A 16,485-nucleotide genomic window follows, 5' to 3' on the forward strand; every position below is an offset into this window, starting at 1 on the left:
TCCTTGTTTTATAATTTTGCGGTTAAGCCATTAAATTCATCTACCTGGAGAGTAGAGGTTTTTAATGGCTTAAAAAATAATAGACGTGGTTGATCACCGAACTTAGTAAATACTTCCTGTTCCTGATGTTTTAGTGTCTTCTGTAAAATTCTTTTAGAACCTTCATTTGATGGATGAACTGTTGCAACAATTTCTCTAATATTCTTTTCTAAAGTTTCATTGGCGCTCTCAGAAATAATATGTTTAATAAACTTTTTTCCTAAGATTGCAATTTCAGTTCCATAACCTTTTCCCCAAAAAGCATGATCAATAATATAAGCAATCTCTCCGACATTTTGATGACCAACTCCTATATTGGAGAAATCGTTTAAAGAATGTTTTAAATGGAGATAACCAATAAACTCTTGTGTCGATGAATGGTAAATTGAAAACACTGAAAATTTGTTGTCGGAGTTCCAATATTTCGTTTCACTTTGTATAAATTCCCTTACAGCTGCAGGTGTCCATGTTTTTCCTTCACCAAACATCCTTATATTTTCAAGATTCACTAAAAGATGAGTATATTTATCGATTAAAAAACTTTCTTCATCTTGGTTAAGGGATCTGGCCTCCAATCGGTTCGAACAAATTGTATACTGATTCAAATCACTCTTGATGATTACATTACCCAATTTTTTTGATGTATAGGTTATTTGTTTCATTAATGTCCTCCTCTAGTTTTTATTAATAGTGATTCCCTTCAGTTAAGTGATAACTGATTCACGTCTGTATAGAGGAGTTTGCAGTAAGAATTCGCTTACGTTGTGTTTCACAATATCTTTAAGACAATGGTTATGAGCAAATACTTTACGTTGTCGTTCGGAACTAGTGCCGGAAGCCATAATCATTTTAAGAGTAGAAAAATAAGTTTGATAGCCCAATTGTTGAATGTATGGGGTTAATTTTTCAACCCATTCATTGATATCTTCGCGCATCAATTTGGTTTTACCTTCGGTGTTCATTACTAGTTCAGCATCCAATCCATAACGAATTGCTCGCCATTTGTTTTCGCGAGAAAGCCAAAAAGGAGGATAGGCAACTGACTCAAGCCAACTGCCATTATCAGCAAACCAATGTGCAAGAGTATGAATTAAGGCAACTAAAGCAAGTGTTTCTGATAAAGTGGCGGCTCCATCACAAACACGAATTTCTAATGTTCCAAAACTGGGACTTGGCCTTAAATCCCACCACAAGTCTTTAAGTGATTTAATCGAACCGCATAATTTTAATGACTTATATAGATGCTCAAAATCTTGCCATGTTCGGACATGATAGGGTTGTCCTGCAGTGGGTAGCGCTTCATAAGTAGTTGGTCTACACGAAGCAAGCCCTGTATCTATTCCTTGCCAGAACGGAGAGCTTGAAGATAGCGCCAATAAATGAGGTAAAAAATACATGAAAAAATTGTTAAAACGAATGCAGTCTTCCCCACTGGACATACCAATATGCACATGTAAGCCATATACGCTCATACGCCGGGTTAGCCATTGATTACGGTCAATGAGCTCTTGGTAACGAGTCGTAGGAGAAACTACCCAATCGGAGTATTTTGAGAAAGGATGAGACCCCGTTGTAGAAAATAAGATCCCTAAATCTTTTGTTTCTGTTTGTAATGAAGCGAGTGTAGCATAAAGGTCATCTTCAACCTCTTGGGCAGTGGAACATTTATCTGTAGTCACTTCTATAGTACTTAAATAAAACTCTTGTTTAATTTTTTCCAGATGGGCTGTAGCACTAAGCACATCAGTTGCTCTTGAGCATAGGTTATAGTTTTTTGAGTCAATGAGCTGGAGCTCAATTTCTACTCCTAATGTTAATACTCCATTACTATTAAAATAAATCTCTTCTTTTTCAGGGGCGCTGGCTAATTGCGCTTCACTCTTGGTTGATTTTAAGAGTTGGTTAATTTGATTATCCATTCGATAATCCTCCTTTTGTTGATATTATTTGAGAATTACTAAAGTGACTGGCATATTGAAAATTAATTTCAATATTATTTTTGAGGATACTTCTATAGTTATATTGAATACTTGGATACAATAGTTAATGCCCTTAAATATTTATATCTGTTGATATGATTTGTACACAAAGTATTTGTCATGTTAATGGGTAAATTAGTTCATTGCAACCGTTAATAGGTAAAGAATCCTCCATGAGTGATATCGAGAAAAAATCGCTTGACAATAAAATAACAGCTGCCCAACAGTCAGAACAGCGTTCCAAAAGCATCATCCTTGCCTTACGAAAAATTATGCAGCAGATGGATTATCATTCCAGAAGATTAAACAAATGCTATGGTTTAACTGTTCCTCAAATAGTCTGTTTGTATGAAATTTATGAAAATGGAAGATTGACCATATCTGCTCTGTCCAAAAAAATTTATTTATCAATGAGCACTATTGTTGGGGTAATTGACCGTCTAGAAGAAAAACAATTTGTTAATCGAACACGTGATATTCATGACCGCCGTATTATTTATATAGATATTACAGAAAAAGGGAAAGAGTTTGTTTCAGCCTCCCCTTATCTTCTGCATAATAGATTGAACGATAACCTTCAGGTTTTAACTGTAGAGGAACAAATAGCCCTCGCTAATTCAATCAATTTATTAGTTGATCTTTTAAGAGATGTATAAAATTTTTCTTAAATAGGAAATTTTTTTTCAAATCATCCATGAAAATCTATCTTTCTATGATGGCTTACATATAGTTTTTTCACTAAGGGACCAATAGTCAGTCCTTGAATCAAGATTGAAAAAACCACCACTATGTAAGTCATCATTAAGATGGCTTCAAAGGTAAATTCATTTTCTTTTCCAATTATATTGCGCAGAGAAAGCGCCAACGCCACTGAAATCCCTCCACGCAATCCACCCCAAGTGAGAATTTTGATACTATGCGGTGTGAATTTTAATTGACGACGCATTAAAGTTAATGGTAATGCCACTGATATCCAGCGCGCCAGTAACACCACTGGAATCGCAATGATTCCAATCAACAAATATTGTTTGTTGATAGTTAGTACTAGTACTTCTAGACCAATTAAAACGAAGAGTACAGCATTTAATATTTCATCGAGCAATTCCCAGAAGGTATCTAGATTTTTCCGTGTTTTATCGGACATTGCAAACCGTCTTCCATGATTACCAATAAGCAATCCAGCCACTACCATTGCAATGGGGGCTGAGATATGAATTCGTTCTCCTAACGCATATCCCCCCATCACAAGGGCAAGCGAAATAAGAATTTCAACCTGATAATTGTCTATGGATTTTAACATGTGGTAGGCGATATAGCCGATTACTAGCCCAAACAAGGCACCTCCAACAGCCTCTGTAATAAATAGTATTAATAAATGGGAGATGCTGAGTCCATTTGGGCTTGAGATAACTTCAAGAATACCCAGAAAGAGTACAACGCCGATTCCATCATTAAAGAGCGATTCTCCAGCGATTTTCATTTCTAAATTCTTAGGAGTCCCTAGAGTTTTTAAAATGCTCATGACAGCAATCGGATCTGTGGGTGAAATAAGTGCGCCAAAGAGTAGGCAATAGATAAAAGAAATTTGAATATTGATTACAACAAGTAGCCAATATATTAGCAGACCTACAATGACGGTAGAGACTAGTGTACTGATGAGAGCCAGTACAGCAATAATGATTTTCTGCTCGGCAAGTTGGCTAATATTAATATGAAGCGCTGCAGCAAAGAGAAGAAAAGCCAACATGCCATGTAGTAAAACATCATTAAAATTGATCCGCTCCAAAAAAACTCTGGAATTTGAAATAATTTCAGGCCAGATAGTACCAGATACGTTTAAGCATAAAGAAATTAGTAGGGCGATCGCCATCAATCCAATGGTTGGGGGAAGTTGAAACAGTTTAAAATTAACGTAGCTAAATAGCGCTGAGAGAGTGATTAGAGTTGCAATAATTTCAAAAAACGACATATACCTCCCGTGATAAACAATAAATATAGATTATTGGATATATTTCTTATTATGTTGAACTACAAAATACAGAAAGATTCTAAAAAATCTAATGTATTTCATTTTTTTGAGCATTTCTATACTATTAGTTTTCCAGAGGCGATATATTATATTGAGAGTAGTTGTATAGTTAAGCGTGATTGACATTTCTATTATTTATGGAGCAATTTATTAATTGGTTTGAACGGAGTTCTCTCACCGGTTCTACTCCTTTCCCGCATTAACCCGAGCAGGAATAGTTCATGGTTTGTGATTATCCATCCATTTGAAGATGGAAATGAAAGAATAGGGCGAGCTATAGCAGAAAAGCCTAATCGCAAGGATTTTCAAAGCCAGTAATGACAGTATTGGCAAAAAAATTATAAAAAAAGCGAAAGGAATATTATGAGCAATTAGGTTTAGCAAGTAAAACTTTAGACTTAACATCTTGGTTAATATAGTTTGTTGTTTTAGAAGCGCAACAAAACACTTATTTGTATATTGATTTTATTATTAAAAAATCTGTAATTTTAAGGGAAGCGGAAGGAAAATTAATCCAAGACACGAAAAGGTCTTATTAAGATTATTTCATGCTGGGCCTGATGGATTTGTAGGTGGTTTAAGTGCTAAAAATTATATGGGCATAACAGGCGCCCCCATAGCGACAACAACCAGAGATCTGAATGACTTGGTAAAAAAAATATTCTCAAAAGAACTGGTCAACTTAAAGCGCCTCGTTATTTTTTAAATCTCGATAATATTTAAAAATGAGTTTTATTGAATTTGGTATACAGTGAGTGCTCAATCTGAATGTCTAGCAGTGAGATCCAAAATGGAACTTACTGAAGCTTATAATTTGTCAGGCATTGTAAAATTATATTTGCTCTTAATTTATAGTTGGTATTGCAATTACTTCAGCAGATTTAATTACTCTCATAATAGTCAGTAACAAGTTGCATGGGTTTTCTTAATCGTTCAACATTAACAATAATGTATCCAGCAGAATCGTATGGTTCATTAAACACTTTAAAATTTAAGCACAGAGAAACAACAGGTGAGGCTAAGGTATTTAGAAAAGACATTAGACTGACAATTCAACGTGGTAAAAGCTTTGTTAAGAGCTTATCTAGCTATTAAAATGAATTCAATTTCAAAATTGTCTGAGGGTGGAAGGGGGTACCGGGACACACGGGAATGGTCATCTGAGGGCGCATAATTCTCTGAGTTTCTCTGCCAGTCGATTCGAAGGTTAACTTGCTTCCGGATAGTGGATAATATCATGGAAAGTGGCTGTTTCAGGCGTAAGATTTCGGTAGCCATGAAGCTGGTTAGCACTAAATCGAATACCTTCACCATTTGAGAGTTTTTGCCACGTCCCATCTACTAAAACTTCCATATTACCTTGAACCACTACTACATGCTCAACCACACCATCTTTATGAGACGGTGATAAGTGTTCACAGCCTGGTAACAATTCAATAACAAATAGTTCAAAATTCAATTGAGGTTCAAAAGGAAAAAGAGGTAGAACTCGGATTTTTTTATCGTCAGGATGAATCGTTTGTACTTGCCCTGTACGATACATTGCTTGACTAGAAATAGAGTCTATTTCCTCAATAAATGAAGAGAAGGAAGTTTCGAAACCCGTTGCTATTTTCCATAAAGTAGCAATGGTTGGGCTTGATTCTTCACGCTCTATTTGCCCAAGCATTGCTTTGCTTACCCCCGTAGCATGGGCTGCTTTGTCCAAGCTCCAACCTTTCTTTCGACGTAAATCTTTTAAGGTCGTTGCGATATGCTTGTATATATTTTTCACAATAATCCACCTAAGCGATTGTGCGTTATGGCGCACAGTGATAATATAGGGATATTATGCGTTATAACGCACATATTGTAAATTTTAAACTTAGGAGTGAAAGATGTCTACCGAGTTCCAAAACAAGTTAGTTGCAGTACTTAATAAAAGTATTGATGCTGGTAAAGTTATGAATGCTTTGGCTCATATGTGTATTGGGCTAGGTTCAGCCATTGGTCAAAAGGATTTGAGACTAACTAATTATAAAGATGCGGAAGGTGGTTCTCACCCTTTTATTTCGGAAATACCCTTTATTATCCTGTCCGAAAATTCCAATAAAATAAGAAAATTACGACAGGCAGCTCTAGCGGAACATATTTTATTAAATGATTTCACAGATACAATGACGGTAGGTACTTATCAGGAGCAAATAGAACGAACTGCTCAAACAAAAGAAGACGATCTAATCTATTATGGCATCGTTTTATTTGGTAATTGGGCAAAAGTTACTGAGCTCACCAAAAAATGTTCTTTATGGCGATAAGGAAGAGATTATGTCTGATGAAAATAAAATATTAAGCAAAAGCGCTCAAAGCGTACAGCAAGCTCTGGCTAAGAAAGGCTTCACTTTTGAAGTGCTTGAGCTTTCTGTCAGTACCCGTACTGCGAATGACGCTGCAAACACTATAGGGTGTGACGTAGCACAAATTATGAAATCCTTGCTATTTTATTCTGAAAAAACACATCAGCCTGTTTTAGTATTAGCAAGTGGTATCAATCGGGTGAATGAGAAAATCATTGAGCAATGTGTGGGGGAAAAAATAGTTAAAGCAGATGCTCAATTTACGCGTGATATAACAGGCTTTGCTATTGGTGGTGTTCCTCCTGTAGGGCATAAACAAACGATTACCCATATTCTCATTGATGAGGACTTACTGCAGCATAATGTTCTGTGGGCTGCTGCTGGTACGCCTAATGCTGTTTTTAGCTTGAGTTCCAGCGACCTTGAATCGCTAACTCATGGCAAAATCATTGCTATTAAATAAGGACATCATGCGAAAAATATTTTGGGATAATCCTTATCAATCTGATTTAGAAACTCGCGTAGTTTCAATTGATAATAATTATATTTTATTCGAAGAAACAATTACATTTTCTTTTTCGGGAGGACAGGAAAGTGACCATGCTTATGTTAATGGACTCCTTGTTATTGATTCTAAAATAGAGGGCAATCTTATTTATTATGTACTCCAAGATGGGCATAACCTTAAGCCTGGTGATGTAGTGACAATGAAAATTGATTGGCCTCGACGATATAGGCTTATGCGCCTGCATTTTGCTGCTGAATTGATTCTTGAGCTTGTGACACAGAAATTTAAGCTTGAAAAAATTGGGGCACATATAGCGGAATCTAAAGCAAGAATAGATTTTTTCTGTGATAAAAATATTTCTTTCTTATTCGAAAATATGCTGAGTGATTACACTAAAATCATACAACAAGATCTAAAGATTAAAACAGGGTTTAGTGACCTCAAAAATCAAAGACGTTTCTGGGAAATCGAAGGATTTTCAAAAGTCGCTTGTGGGGGTACCCATGTTAAATGTACTTCAGAGGTTGGTCTTATTGCCCTTAAAAGAATAAATATTGGGAGTGGGAAAGAACGCATTGAAATTAAATTGTTAAATGATAATTCTGGGTTAAACCTTTATCCAGATAGCTCCAAGGCTTATAAAGCTCTTAATAATTAGAGGCCAAGCCCGAACTTCCTATTAAAATAAATCAGTCTTTTATGAAGGTGCGGCAGGGTGTTTCAGGGTTGTAAATAATCTTTCTTTAATTCGTAGGACAGATTACGGTTTCTGCTGCTTCAGATAAAGTTTTAAAAACAATACCAAAAATACTGTCAATTTTAACTGTTAACCAGCAATACTAAACAATAACTACTACTTTCAAGCATTTTGTTGTAGATATAAATCCAGACAATATTAGGGTTAAACTAGCAGTAAATATCGCTAAGATTAGAAAAATTTTCCATTTTCTTCATAATTCATCTAGAACTATTTATTGGGGGTTTAAAATAATTATTTCTGCATTGCTTTTGGGACTTCTTGCATAATTTTGGATGTAACCGTTACTTGCGGAATAGGCTTAACAGAGCCAGAAATGTAGCCGGGTTAGCGACAGCGAAATTAGGTTTATGCGCGGGAGATCCCAAGTTACTCTGTCGCTAATCCGGCTACATTACTAATTGATTTTTAAAGTTTTAAATCATATTGAGATTGAGTATCCGCTTTTGGCTCGTTCTGAGCATGTTCCTTCTTAATTCCCTCAAGTTGTTGTTTAGCTCTGACAAAATTAGGTTTTAGTTCTTCTAGCCCAGTTTTAGCAGACTTTAAAGGGTCATTGGTTTTAGTTCCCAACGTGCGGAGTTTTTCAATCCAACCCTTCACCCAACCAACAATACCCAACTCTAGTAAGCCAGGACGATTATCTTCAATTGCTTTAATATTTTTTTTTAAATGGGCTAACGTTTCTTGACCTGACCTTAAACTAGAAGTATTAATAATGATAAGCATATTTTCTGCAGCATCTTTACGAGCATTATACGATTTCAATAATTTTGGATTTTCATCAGGATTTTCAACGGGATTTTTATCTAAAATGTCTAAATAAGTTTTAATTTGGTCCTGGACATTCTTTAAATCGTTTTCATGAGGTAAACTTGTTAAAAATTCATTTACTGAAGTCTCTCTCATCATTTTTTTAAAAAAATCCATAAGGTGGTTATCTAAAATTTTTTCATTTTTAAACTCTTCTGGTTTAGTACATAAAAGAGCTAACTCAGCCTCTATCATTTCCTTAGGACTCTTGGCCTCTCTTATTAACTTTAATACCTCTAGTCTGCGGTTTATCTTTAATTTCAACCTCTCATCTAATTCCTTTTTCTTAGCCAAAAATTCTTCTTGAGAAGACTCGACAGTTGGCTTTTCCAGTTCTTTCTGCTCTTCTCTTATCGCCTTTATCTCCTCTTCTAATGTACTTACCTCTTTATTTAATATTGATACATTACGGTTTATTATATCGACTTCATTATCGAGATACTCAGTTAGTATCTCTCCTGCGACTCTTATTTGATCAACATTTTCTTTTATTAAATGAGCAACAGCATAAGCAAATGCTCTCTGAGGAGTCATTTCTTTTTTTACTAAATCCTCCATATCTTGATTCTTTTGCACACTAGTTATAGTTGTTTTGACTTCCAGGGTTGCATTCTTTTCCTGATGTGGCCCTTCAATAGCCTTATTAATTCCATCCCTTATTATTTGGCGAACCTCTTTGTCTTGATTTCCATCTTGCTCCCTTAACGTTGCTTCATTGGCTAATAACGTTAAAGCGGCAGTCCCCATTTGACTCATATAATACCGCTGCTCCGCCTCTTCATCAGAATCGAAAGATAATTCACCACGGTAAATGTTTGCTATGTCCTCAAAAGCAATATCCGTTTCTGCAAGTAAACTCGTCATTAAAGGAAGGGTCTCCTCAACAGTTAAGTCTTTTCCATCATTTAATGGTACGTACTTATCATATAGCAACCGAGCTAAATTTACTGCAACTTTGTAATTCCCCTCTCTTAAGGCATCAATATATGCTTGTGGCTTAACTAATTTCATTTGAGTTTGTAATTGGGAATGAAAATTTTCTGCAATTGCCTTAGAAACATCTGCCCCTTTTTCTCCAAGCGGAGTTACTCCACCATGTCCATCAGCAGCCAATATTGAAATAGGCTCTTCACCAACTTCAGCTACAATCACAACAGTATTATCCGTTGAGCCTTTCCCACCTGCAAAGCCTTTAGATATTAACGCTTCTGCAATATCATCTGGACCACAGTCAGGATTTTTTGCAATAAATTCGCTTAAAGTGTTTGCAATATCAGTCGATGTTAACGCTGGAGTTTGAAAATGTTTATTACCTGTGCAAAGCCCATCAGATGCTGCAATTGCAAACACCCTATCGCCTTCTTCTAACTGAATTACCTCACGTGTGATATCGGGCTCATGCGTTAGGCCATTTTTTTCTTCCTCTTTGTCTCCTATGGAGCGGCTGACTCCTATTTTTATTTTCTCTCGATCCGGATTTTCATGTAATCGATTGAGTTGCTTTTCAAAACGTACCTTCCCATCAGCCCCAATAATGACAAAAAACGTAAGACTATCGCCAACATTGCAGGTCACTCCATGCAGTTGTTTTTTCTCTGGATCAGTCCATGCAACCAGTGAGGTTAAGGTTGAACCCACTTCTTGTTTGTTTCCATGATTTTGTTGCATAATCCTGGTCGTTTCTTTTAATGAAAATCTCTGCTCTTGATCAGATAAGAGATTAAATCCAGGCATCGTCTCTCCAGACGCATCATCTTCTTGATAGCTCTGGGAATTCATTTTGGGGGGCTCGCCGTATGCTCCTTGGATTTTTGCAAGACCGATAGGGCCATTTCGTTTTTTGGTATCACCCGGCAGTTTAAAATTGTAACCATCAATTTTAATCTGTGACATAAGAACACCTCAAAAATAAATCAATTTATTTAAATATAGAACAATATGGTGGGTAAGTAATGGAAATAAATCTTATTTTTTTAATTGTGTAAGTCCAGTATGAGTTGCAGCAGTCAAGTAGGGTTCGTACAAAATAACCCTCTCTACTTGCATGCATTTGCTTTAAACCCTCTTGTCAAATCAGTACTTGATTACTTGCAAAAAACGGATGAGCCCCCATGTACGTTCATGGAGTTTATTTAAAAAATATGGGCTCAATTTTTAGTTGCTAAAAATCATTATGAATATATGTCTAATAGGATCCAAATTTCATAGTTAGAGAATCTAGTTTTAAAAATACATTTGATAATACGTTTTCAAGATTTTTATGTATCCTGTGTAATATACATTGGTTGCTGCGTCGCCAAATTGGGGAGCCTAATTATTGAATTATCCTATACTCAACGGATTTAATTACCCTGATAAGAATCAATCTTAACAGTTCTGAGTTGAATTACCTTGATGTGGATACGGGTGGATATTATATTTCCTAAAACCAATTTTCAAAAATAATATCTTACGCTGCATAAAAAAAGTAGAAGATGCAGCAGGGAATCATGCAAGAGCGCATTTACTACTGGTTTTTATGAATAAGAGCATATAGATCATGCAAAAAAGCTGTAAAGGAGATTCATCTTATAAATTGATTTAAATCTATCAATTTATAAAGCTACTCAATCACATGTTGCCTGGAGTTATTCATGAGCAGGCTAATTATTTCCGGATTATTTGTAAAATTTTTTGAATATCCTTTTCATTGTTCAAGTTATCAAAGTCACCTCTTAAAATTTTAAGTGAGTATTTTTCCGACTCAATCTCCTTCTGAGTTCGAACCTTTAACGCTCTCAAAATTGGTAGAGGGGGACACCATCCCTGTACTGCATGAAAAGCTAGAAATGGAAGTACTAAACCAGGTAAAATAAGCCAATAAGTATTTACAAAAGCCCCCAATAAAATCCCAATAAAAGCCAAAATAGAAGCGTTTAACTCTAATACCCTTTCCACATTATATTCTTTGTCAAGTTTATCAATCCTTTGGCTTATTTCCTCCGAACTGGCAGTTGAGAAAGACTGAAGAGTTGACACGATTTGCTCATCAATAGCTTTATTGGCTGAAGTTTGAGTATTCGCCCTTACATGGTCTTGTTTCATAATCCTTCTCCTTATTCCCTAGATATTCTAAATTTCACGAGTATTTACTCAATTAAAACAATTATAAGTATATACATAAATTAATAATGCAAAATCGTCTTTAGTATATCAATGCTCAGACTTAGCGATTCGAACTGTGTTCTGACGCAAAATAATCACTAGAATTTAAATATAAATGTTTCAACTTCTTGTTTTAGTTTCAGTTCCCTAATTAAAGTCCCAATGGGTTTCCAATTGTAAGGCTCTATCTCGAAGCTTCTTGGTCGAGCGAGTAGGGCGCTTGTCGTATAACACGCTGCCATACAACTCAATATTATTAATGAGCATTTCATCACGATTTTTCGCGGAGATTAATGAAGAATCATAGATTTCATGGTGTTAATGGCTGTTTATGTCTTGTCAGATAATGGAAGTAATGTATTAATTTCCTTTAGGTTTAAATGAATTAACCCTTTAAATACCTACAAGTTCTAAGTTTTGTCTTTTACTAATTTTTCTTGGGGTTAAGATTTTGTATCCAGCCTGAGCCGTTTAACTTCCTTCTTTATCTTCTTTTGTTTAGTCACTTCCTCTCTGTAATTTCTTTAGATAAGCACGATCGTATAAACAACTATTTCTGGATCTTAGAAGTGATAGGTAATACTGCAAAAGACATGAAAAAAAAGATAACGCCATCAACAAGAAGAAAAATTTTTTCAAAAGTTCTCAGTGATATTGTAAATAAAATTTTTGTCGTAATTCCTTATTTTAACATCCATACTTTAAAAATATAAAATTGTTAGAATTCAGGGTCGATCAGATGCCAGGAACAAGTTTATTAGCATTAATTGATGATATTGCTACTGCATTAGATGATATTGCAGTTATGACCAAAGTAGCTACTAAAAAAACGGCCGGTGTGCTGGGTGATGATTTGGCATTAAATGCCCAGCAAGTAATAGGCATTCATGCTCATAGGGAATTGCCTGTTGTTTGGGCGGTGACCAAGGGCTCTTTACTTAATAAATCAATACTAATTCCCGCTGCGCTTTTAATCAGTTATTTGTCACCTCCTCTCGTGAACTTCTTATTATTATTGGGTGGATTATATTTGTGTTTTGAAGGATTTGAAAAAATCATCCAAAAAATTTTCCCTCATAATCATGCCAAAAAGATAAAGCCAGAAAGCATCGACATGGATCTATTCGAAAAAGATAAAATTAAAGGAGCTATACGCACTGATTTTGTATTATCAACTGAAATAATAGTAATCACACTAGCCACTGTCGTTACTACTTCTCTTATTAATCAGGTGGTTGTATTAATTCTTATTTCACTCATTATGACTATTGGTGTGTATGGTTTGGTAGCCTGTATCGTAAAGTTGGATGATTGGGGTTTCATTTTGCGTGATAAAAAACAGCCGATGAGACAAATAGGAATTTTTTTAATAAATATGGCTCCGAAATTAATGATGCTTTTAAGTGTTGCAGGAACAATAGCTATGTTCTTGGTGGGGGGAGGAATTATCGCGCACGTCATCCCAGTAATACATCATTACAAAGAATCTACTACTTCTATTGTCTCTCTGGGTATTGATTTTTGTTTGGGTATCATCGCTGGTGGATTTGTTACACTTACTTTTTTCATTTTTAATAAAATTAAAGCAAAATTAATAAGATAAAGATGGAAGGTAAGCTATAGCCTTTTTGGTAAACCGCTAGGGTTTAATCTGTGCGTAACTAGATTGATGAAGAACATATGAATATAAAGTAACTTGCGATGTAACGATTCTGCAACTTATTGCTTATAACTGCCTAAAACAACACGGATACTTTTTACTTTTTTAGAAACCTGCTACAGCTAATCCAATGGCCATTAAATGTGGAATGCTTAATCCATGGGGGCTCGAGATAACTTCAACAATACCCAAAATAGTAACACCGATTCCACCATTAAAGAGCGATTCTCCAGCCATCGTTAATCAAAATGCGAATTCGTGGCTATGTGAATGATCGGATCTGCATGCATCAGATAATATTGTAAAAGGATAAGTGACAAACATAGAGGCTAGTGCAAATACTGATGCAATTGAAGCAATCGCGATGGTTATGGAGCTAACGGCAGGCAAAATTGGAACTACAGTTGATAAAACGAGGCAAGCACCAATTCCTAAAATAAGGTCATTTGGATCGGGGTTATCAGAGTCCAGAAAGGCTTGTATCGTTAATCGATAGGGGCAGATAGAAAATTTTGCGCATTCCCAAAAAAACGATCCATAAAAATTGGTTAATGATTTAGTAGCTGACATACATCACTCTCTATTACAAGTTTCAATCGTAATGGATTATAAATCAATTATTTAAGAAGTATATCGCTGCGATTAAAAAATATTCATATTTTGTAAAAACCAAAATTTAGGTAATTTTGTAATTAATGCAGAGAGGAGGACGATTCTCTGCACTAAGTTATGCTATCTATCGGCATTTCGGCCCTGTTTGTTGATTCTCCATTTCCTCTCTGAACTCTTCTTTGCTTATATTCCAAGACTGAAGCTTATCTCCTTTTTTAAATTCTTCATGATTCCCGTGATATAAAATACCATCTTTCGCATAAGCCATAACTTTATTATTATCATCAGTTGCAATGAATTCTCGTCCTTTGCCAGCTTGCTCCCCCAGAAATCTAATTCGTTCGTCATTATTGGGAAAATCAAAATGAAATCCTGTAGTAGTGCCTCGAATGGGCTGCGGTGTTTTCTTGTATTGATGAATATAATCATTTCTCGTTTGCCGAATATGTTCACTGTGAACCGTTGCCTGTGTTTCCTGAGGGACAGACGAATAAGAATTATTAGAGTTTAATTTAATTAGGATGTTATTTAATTGATTAGAATTCATATGGGCGCATTGAGGATACATCCTTTCAAGTTGGGCAATTCTCGCTTTCATATTTTCGTATTGTTTTCCAACTACAATCACTCCATTCTCTCCATATAATAATTCTTTTAAACGACGCAATTCATAAAGATCTCTTATCACTTGCTGTGTATTTGTAGGCACAGGGGGTGCTTTTCTATAGTCCGGTGGAAATTCATTTAGCAGTTGCAAATCCATTTGTTCAGGTGTTTTACCCTTATATGTTGGATATTGAAATTCCAGTTCGCGCATGCGGTTCATTTTTGCTTCCTGGAGAGAGCGATGCACAACCGGATAGTATAATTCTGCATATAATTGACGTAATTCGTTAACATCATTTATTTTCTGTTCTCTGTTAGAAATTACCTTAATGGGATGTCGTCCATAATTAGGTGGAAAATCATGTAATAATTGTTCATCAATTTCTCTCGAACTTTTACCCTTATATTTTGGGTATAAATTTTCCAGATTTTCAATTCGGGTTTTGTTGCGCGCTCTTTCTAAATGCTCCATTGGTTTGTGAAGTTCTGCGTCCCGTTTTAACTGACATAATTCGTGAAGATCATTGATAGCTTGTTCTGTTTGAGATACTACCTTTTGTGGTTTCCAATTTAGGGGATGCTGACTGTAATTGGGTGGAAAATCATGTAACATTTGCTCATCTATTTCTCGTGAACGTTTAGCTTTATATCCTGGGTATTGATCTTCCAATTTCTGAATTCGTCTCTTTTGGGAAAATGACAAGTGTTCATTTTGTTCCTCCATTAATCTTAATTTTTTTAATTCATAAAGATCATTAATTTTTTGCTTGGTTTTTGTTTGCTCATTCTTCATAAACATTTTATCTCTCCCAATCCTAATTTCTGAATGAAAACAAATTGTTTTCGTATCTGTTCTTAGATCATAAAGATAAATACTGTTCAAATTATGAATTGATGTACGTATTTTACGTAGGTTGACTATCTATTGATGATATTTTTCACTTAATTTTTTTAGTCCTTATGAACAAGAGATAAGGTTTTCCGGTTAATCTAGTAAAAACCATGAAATCACAAAATAGCCAATTGAAAAGCAAATATTGCTTAAAAACCACTCACTACGGGACCAATCATGGAGCAAAAACGAAATGACAGCATTGTACCTTTTCAATAAATGCGATACATTTTTTAAGAACTAGGCGTTCACAACATAAGGAAATGTCGTGTTATTAAAAACCATAACATACTGTGGCTTAGTATATTTAGGGAAAAGGGAAAAGTGGACTCAATTTTTATTTATCTTTTTTTCTCTTATACCCTTAACTTATGCTGATCCGTTACCCCCACTTATAGTGGCAACAGAAATGTTTAATCCTCCTTTTATTATGCAAGGAGCAAACAAACAATTATTTGGTTTTGACATAGAAATGATGGAGGATATTTGTGAAATAATTCATCGTAAATGTATATATCGCTCTGAATTCATGGAAAATACTCTAATCTCAAGTATAGAAAAGCATGAAGCTGATATCGGAGTTTCGTCCATTACAATCACCTTAGAACGAATTGAACGGGTCAACTTTTCCTATCCCTATCTTCCAAGCGATGTTCAATATTTGGCATTAAAAAAATGGGCAGCAATTCCCTTTTCAAAGGATGTACTTAATGAGAAAAAAATAGGTGTCCAAGTTGGAACTATCTATGAACAAGTAATTAAAGAGTCAGGCTTATCTGATGTGCAGATTATAAACTATAGCTCGACTAATCGGCTAATTAAGGCGTTGGGTGAGGGAGAGGTTGATTTTATCTTGCAAGATGCACTGGCAGCACAATACTGGATTACTCAAATTCCAATCTTTACTACATTTGGAAAGCCTTTTACTTATGGGTATGGTTTTGGTATTGCGGTGAATAAGAGTGACAAGGAACTATTACAACAGATTAATAATGCACTAGTTGAGTTTGAAGAAAATGGTCAATTTAAAAAAACTTATGATAGATATGTTGGAGCAGGAAATGAAAAATTTTCGGGCGATAAGAAAGAATAGTGGAATTTCTTACCCTT

17 protein-coding genes are annotated in these 16,485 nt (G+C 35.2%); 7 read left to right on the top strand and 10 right to left on the bottom strand.

The window, feature by feature from the left end; genetic code table 11:
• Positions 1 to 8 precede the first annotated feature (8 nt).
• Positions 9 to 701 carry a GNAT family N-acetyltransferase gene (locus HBNCFIEN_RS05465; RefSeq protein ID WP_182393058.1) on the bottom strand — a complete coding sequence of 231 codons (693 nt, stop codon included), beginning with the start codon at positions 699 to 701 and terminating at the stop codon, positions 9 to 11.
• Between the two features lie 42 nt (positions 702 to 743).
• Positions 744 to 1,958 carry a YbdK family carboxylate-amine ligase gene (locus HBNCFIEN_RS05470; RefSeq protein WP_182393059.1) on the bottom strand — a complete coding sequence of 405 codons (1,215 nt, stop codon included), beginning with the start codon at positions 1,956 to 1,958 and terminating at the stop codon, positions 744 to 746.
• Positions 1,959 to 2,191: 233 nt separating this feature from the next.
• Between HBNCFIEN_RS05470 and HBNCFIEN_RS05475 the strand changes: the two genes are divergently transcribed.
• On the top strand, positions 2,192 to 2,674 hold the full coding sequence (locus HBNCFIEN_RS05475) for a MarR family winged helix-turn-helix transcriptional regulator (RefSeq protein WP_182393060.1): 483 nt from the start codon (positions 2,192 to 2,194) through the stop codon (positions 2,672 to 2,674).
• Between the two features lie 32 nt (positions 2,675 to 2,706).
• Here HBNCFIEN_RS05475 and HBNCFIEN_RS05480 read toward each other — a convergent pair whose 3' ends face one another.
• Positions 2,707 to 3,987, bottom strand: coding sequence for a sodium:proton antiporter (locus HBNCFIEN_RS05480; protein WP_182393061.1), 1,281 nt, complete (start codon positions 3,985 to 3,987; stop codon positions 2,707 to 2,709).
• A gap of 288 nt (positions 3,988 to 4,275) precedes the next feature.
• Here HBNCFIEN_RS05480 and HBNCFIEN_RS17675 point away from each other — a divergent pair, with 288 nt between their 5' ends.
• Entirely contained in the window at positions 4,276 to 4,365 is a 90-nt protein-coding gene (locus HBNCFIEN_RS17675; protein WP_255464362.1) for a Fic family protein, read from the top strand.
• A 563-nt stretch (positions 4,366 to 4,928) separates the two neighbouring features.
• On the opposite strand, the gene HBNCFIEN_RS05490 is transcribed toward HBNCFIEN_RS17675, so the two are convergent.
• Both HBNCFIEN_RS05490 and HBNCFIEN_RS05495 read right to left on the bottom strand, forming a co-directional pair.
• Positions 4,929 to 5,087 carry a hypothetical protein gene (locus HBNCFIEN_RS05490; RefSeq protein ID WP_182393062.1) on the bottom strand — a complete coding sequence of 53 codons (159 nt, stop codon included), beginning with the start codon at positions 5,085 to 5,087 and terminating at the stop codon, positions 4,929 to 4,931.
• 167 nt (positions 5,088 to 5,254) lie between these two features.
• Positions 5,255 to 5,821: a helix-turn-helix domain-containing protein gene (locus HBNCFIEN_RS05495; RefSeq protein WP_182393063.1), complete on the bottom strand. Its 567-nt coding sequence runs from the start codon at positions 5,819 to 5,821 to the stop codon at positions 5,255 to 5,257.
• Between the two features lie 103 nt (positions 5,822 to 5,924).
• Here HBNCFIEN_RS05495 and HBNCFIEN_RS05500 point away from each other — a divergent pair, with 103 nt between their 5' ends.
• From HBNCFIEN_RS05500 to HBNCFIEN_RS05510, 3 genes are read left to right on the top strand one after another with little or no spacing between them, the layout of a single operon-like run.
• Complete coding sequence (locus HBNCFIEN_RS05500; RefSeq protein WP_182393064.1) at positions 5,925 to 6,344, top strand: DUF2000 domain-containing protein; 420 nt, start codon at positions 5,925 to 5,927, stop codon at positions 6,342 to 6,344.
• 10 nt (positions 6,345 to 6,354) lie between these two features.
• Positions 6,355 to 6,846 (top strand): YbaK/EbsC family protein, encoded by a 492-nt coding sequence (locus HBNCFIEN_RS05505; RefSeq protein ID WP_182393065.1) that lies wholly within the window; start codon positions 6,355 to 6,357, stop codon positions 6,844 to 6,846.
• Between the two features lie 7 nt (positions 6,847 to 6,853).
• Positions 6,854 to 7,549 carry an alanyl-tRNA editing protein gene (locus HBNCFIEN_RS05510; protein ID WP_182393066.1) on the top strand — a complete coding sequence of 232 codons (696 nt, stop codon included), beginning with the start codon at positions 6,854 to 6,856 and terminating at the stop codon, positions 7,547 to 7,549.
• Between the two features lie 507 nt (positions 7,550 to 8,056).
• Here the strand turns inward: HBNCFIEN_RS05510 and HBNCFIEN_RS05515 are convergent.
• Together HBNCFIEN_RS05515 and HBNCFIEN_RS05520 are read right to left on the bottom strand one after the other, a co-directional pair.
• Positions 8,057 to 10,195 carry a hypothetical protein gene (locus HBNCFIEN_RS05515; RefSeq protein WP_182393067.1) on the bottom strand — a complete coding sequence of 713 codons (2,139 nt, stop codon included), beginning with the start codon at positions 10,193 to 10,195 and terminating at the stop codon, positions 8,057 to 8,059.
• Positions 10,196 to 11,107: 912 nt separating this feature from the next.
• On the bottom strand, positions 11,108 to 11,545 hold the full coding sequence (locus tag HBNCFIEN_RS05520; protein ID WP_220471009.1) for a hypothetical protein: 438 nt from the start codon (positions 11,543 to 11,545) through the stop codon (positions 11,108 to 11,110).
• 799 nt (positions 11,546 to 12,344) lie between these two features.
• Here HBNCFIEN_RS05520 and HBNCFIEN_RS05525 point away from each other — a divergent pair.
• Positions 12,345 to 13,208 (top strand): DUF808 domain-containing protein, encoded by an 864-nt coding sequence (locus HBNCFIEN_RS05525; RefSeq protein WP_182393068.1) that lies wholly within the window; start codon positions 12,345 to 12,347, stop codon positions 13,206 to 13,208.
• 162 nt (positions 13,209 to 13,370) lie between these two features.
• Here the strand turns inward: HBNCFIEN_RS05525 and HBNCFIEN_RS17680 are convergent, their stop codons facing one another.
• The 3 genes from HBNCFIEN_RS17680 to HBNCFIEN_RS05535 all read right to left on the bottom strand — a co-directional run bounded on the left by HBNCFIEN_RS17680 (position 13,371) and on the right by HBNCFIEN_RS05535 (position 15,282).
• Positions 13,371 to 13,502: a hypothetical protein gene (locus tag HBNCFIEN_RS17680; RefSeq protein WP_255464364.1), complete on the bottom strand. Its 132-nt coding sequence runs from the start codon at positions 13,500 to 13,502 to the stop codon at positions 13,371 to 13,373.
• 6 nt (positions 13,503 to 13,508) lie between these two features.
• On the bottom strand, positions 13,509 to 13,835 hold the full coding sequence (locus HBNCFIEN_RS05530) for a hypothetical protein (protein WP_182393069.1): 327 nt from the start codon (positions 13,833 to 13,835) through the stop codon (positions 13,509 to 13,511).
• Positions 13,836 to 14,001: 166 nt separating this feature from the next.
• Positions 14,002 to 15,282 carry a hypothetical protein gene (locus HBNCFIEN_RS05535; RefSeq protein ID WP_182393070.1) on the bottom strand — a complete coding sequence of 427 codons (1,281 nt, stop codon included), beginning with the start codon at positions 15,280 to 15,282 and terminating at the stop codon, positions 14,002 to 14,004.
• Positions 15,283 to 15,643: 361 nt separating this feature from the next.
• On the opposite strand from HBNCFIEN_RS05535, the gene HBNCFIEN_RS05540 reads away from it, so the two are divergent.
• Positions 15,644 to 16,468 (top strand): transporter substrate-binding domain-containing protein, encoded by an 825-nt coding sequence (locus HBNCFIEN_RS05540; protein WP_182393071.1) that lies wholly within the window; start codon positions 15,644 to 15,646, stop codon positions 16,466 to 16,468.
• The last annotated feature ends 17 nt before the right edge of the window (positions 16,469 to 16,485 follow it).

The organism is Legionella sp. PC997 (assembly GCF_014109825.1).
In the GTDB taxonomy this organism is placed as follows: domain Bacteria; phylum Pseudomonadota; class Gammaproteobacteria; order Legionellales; family Legionellaceae; genus Legionella.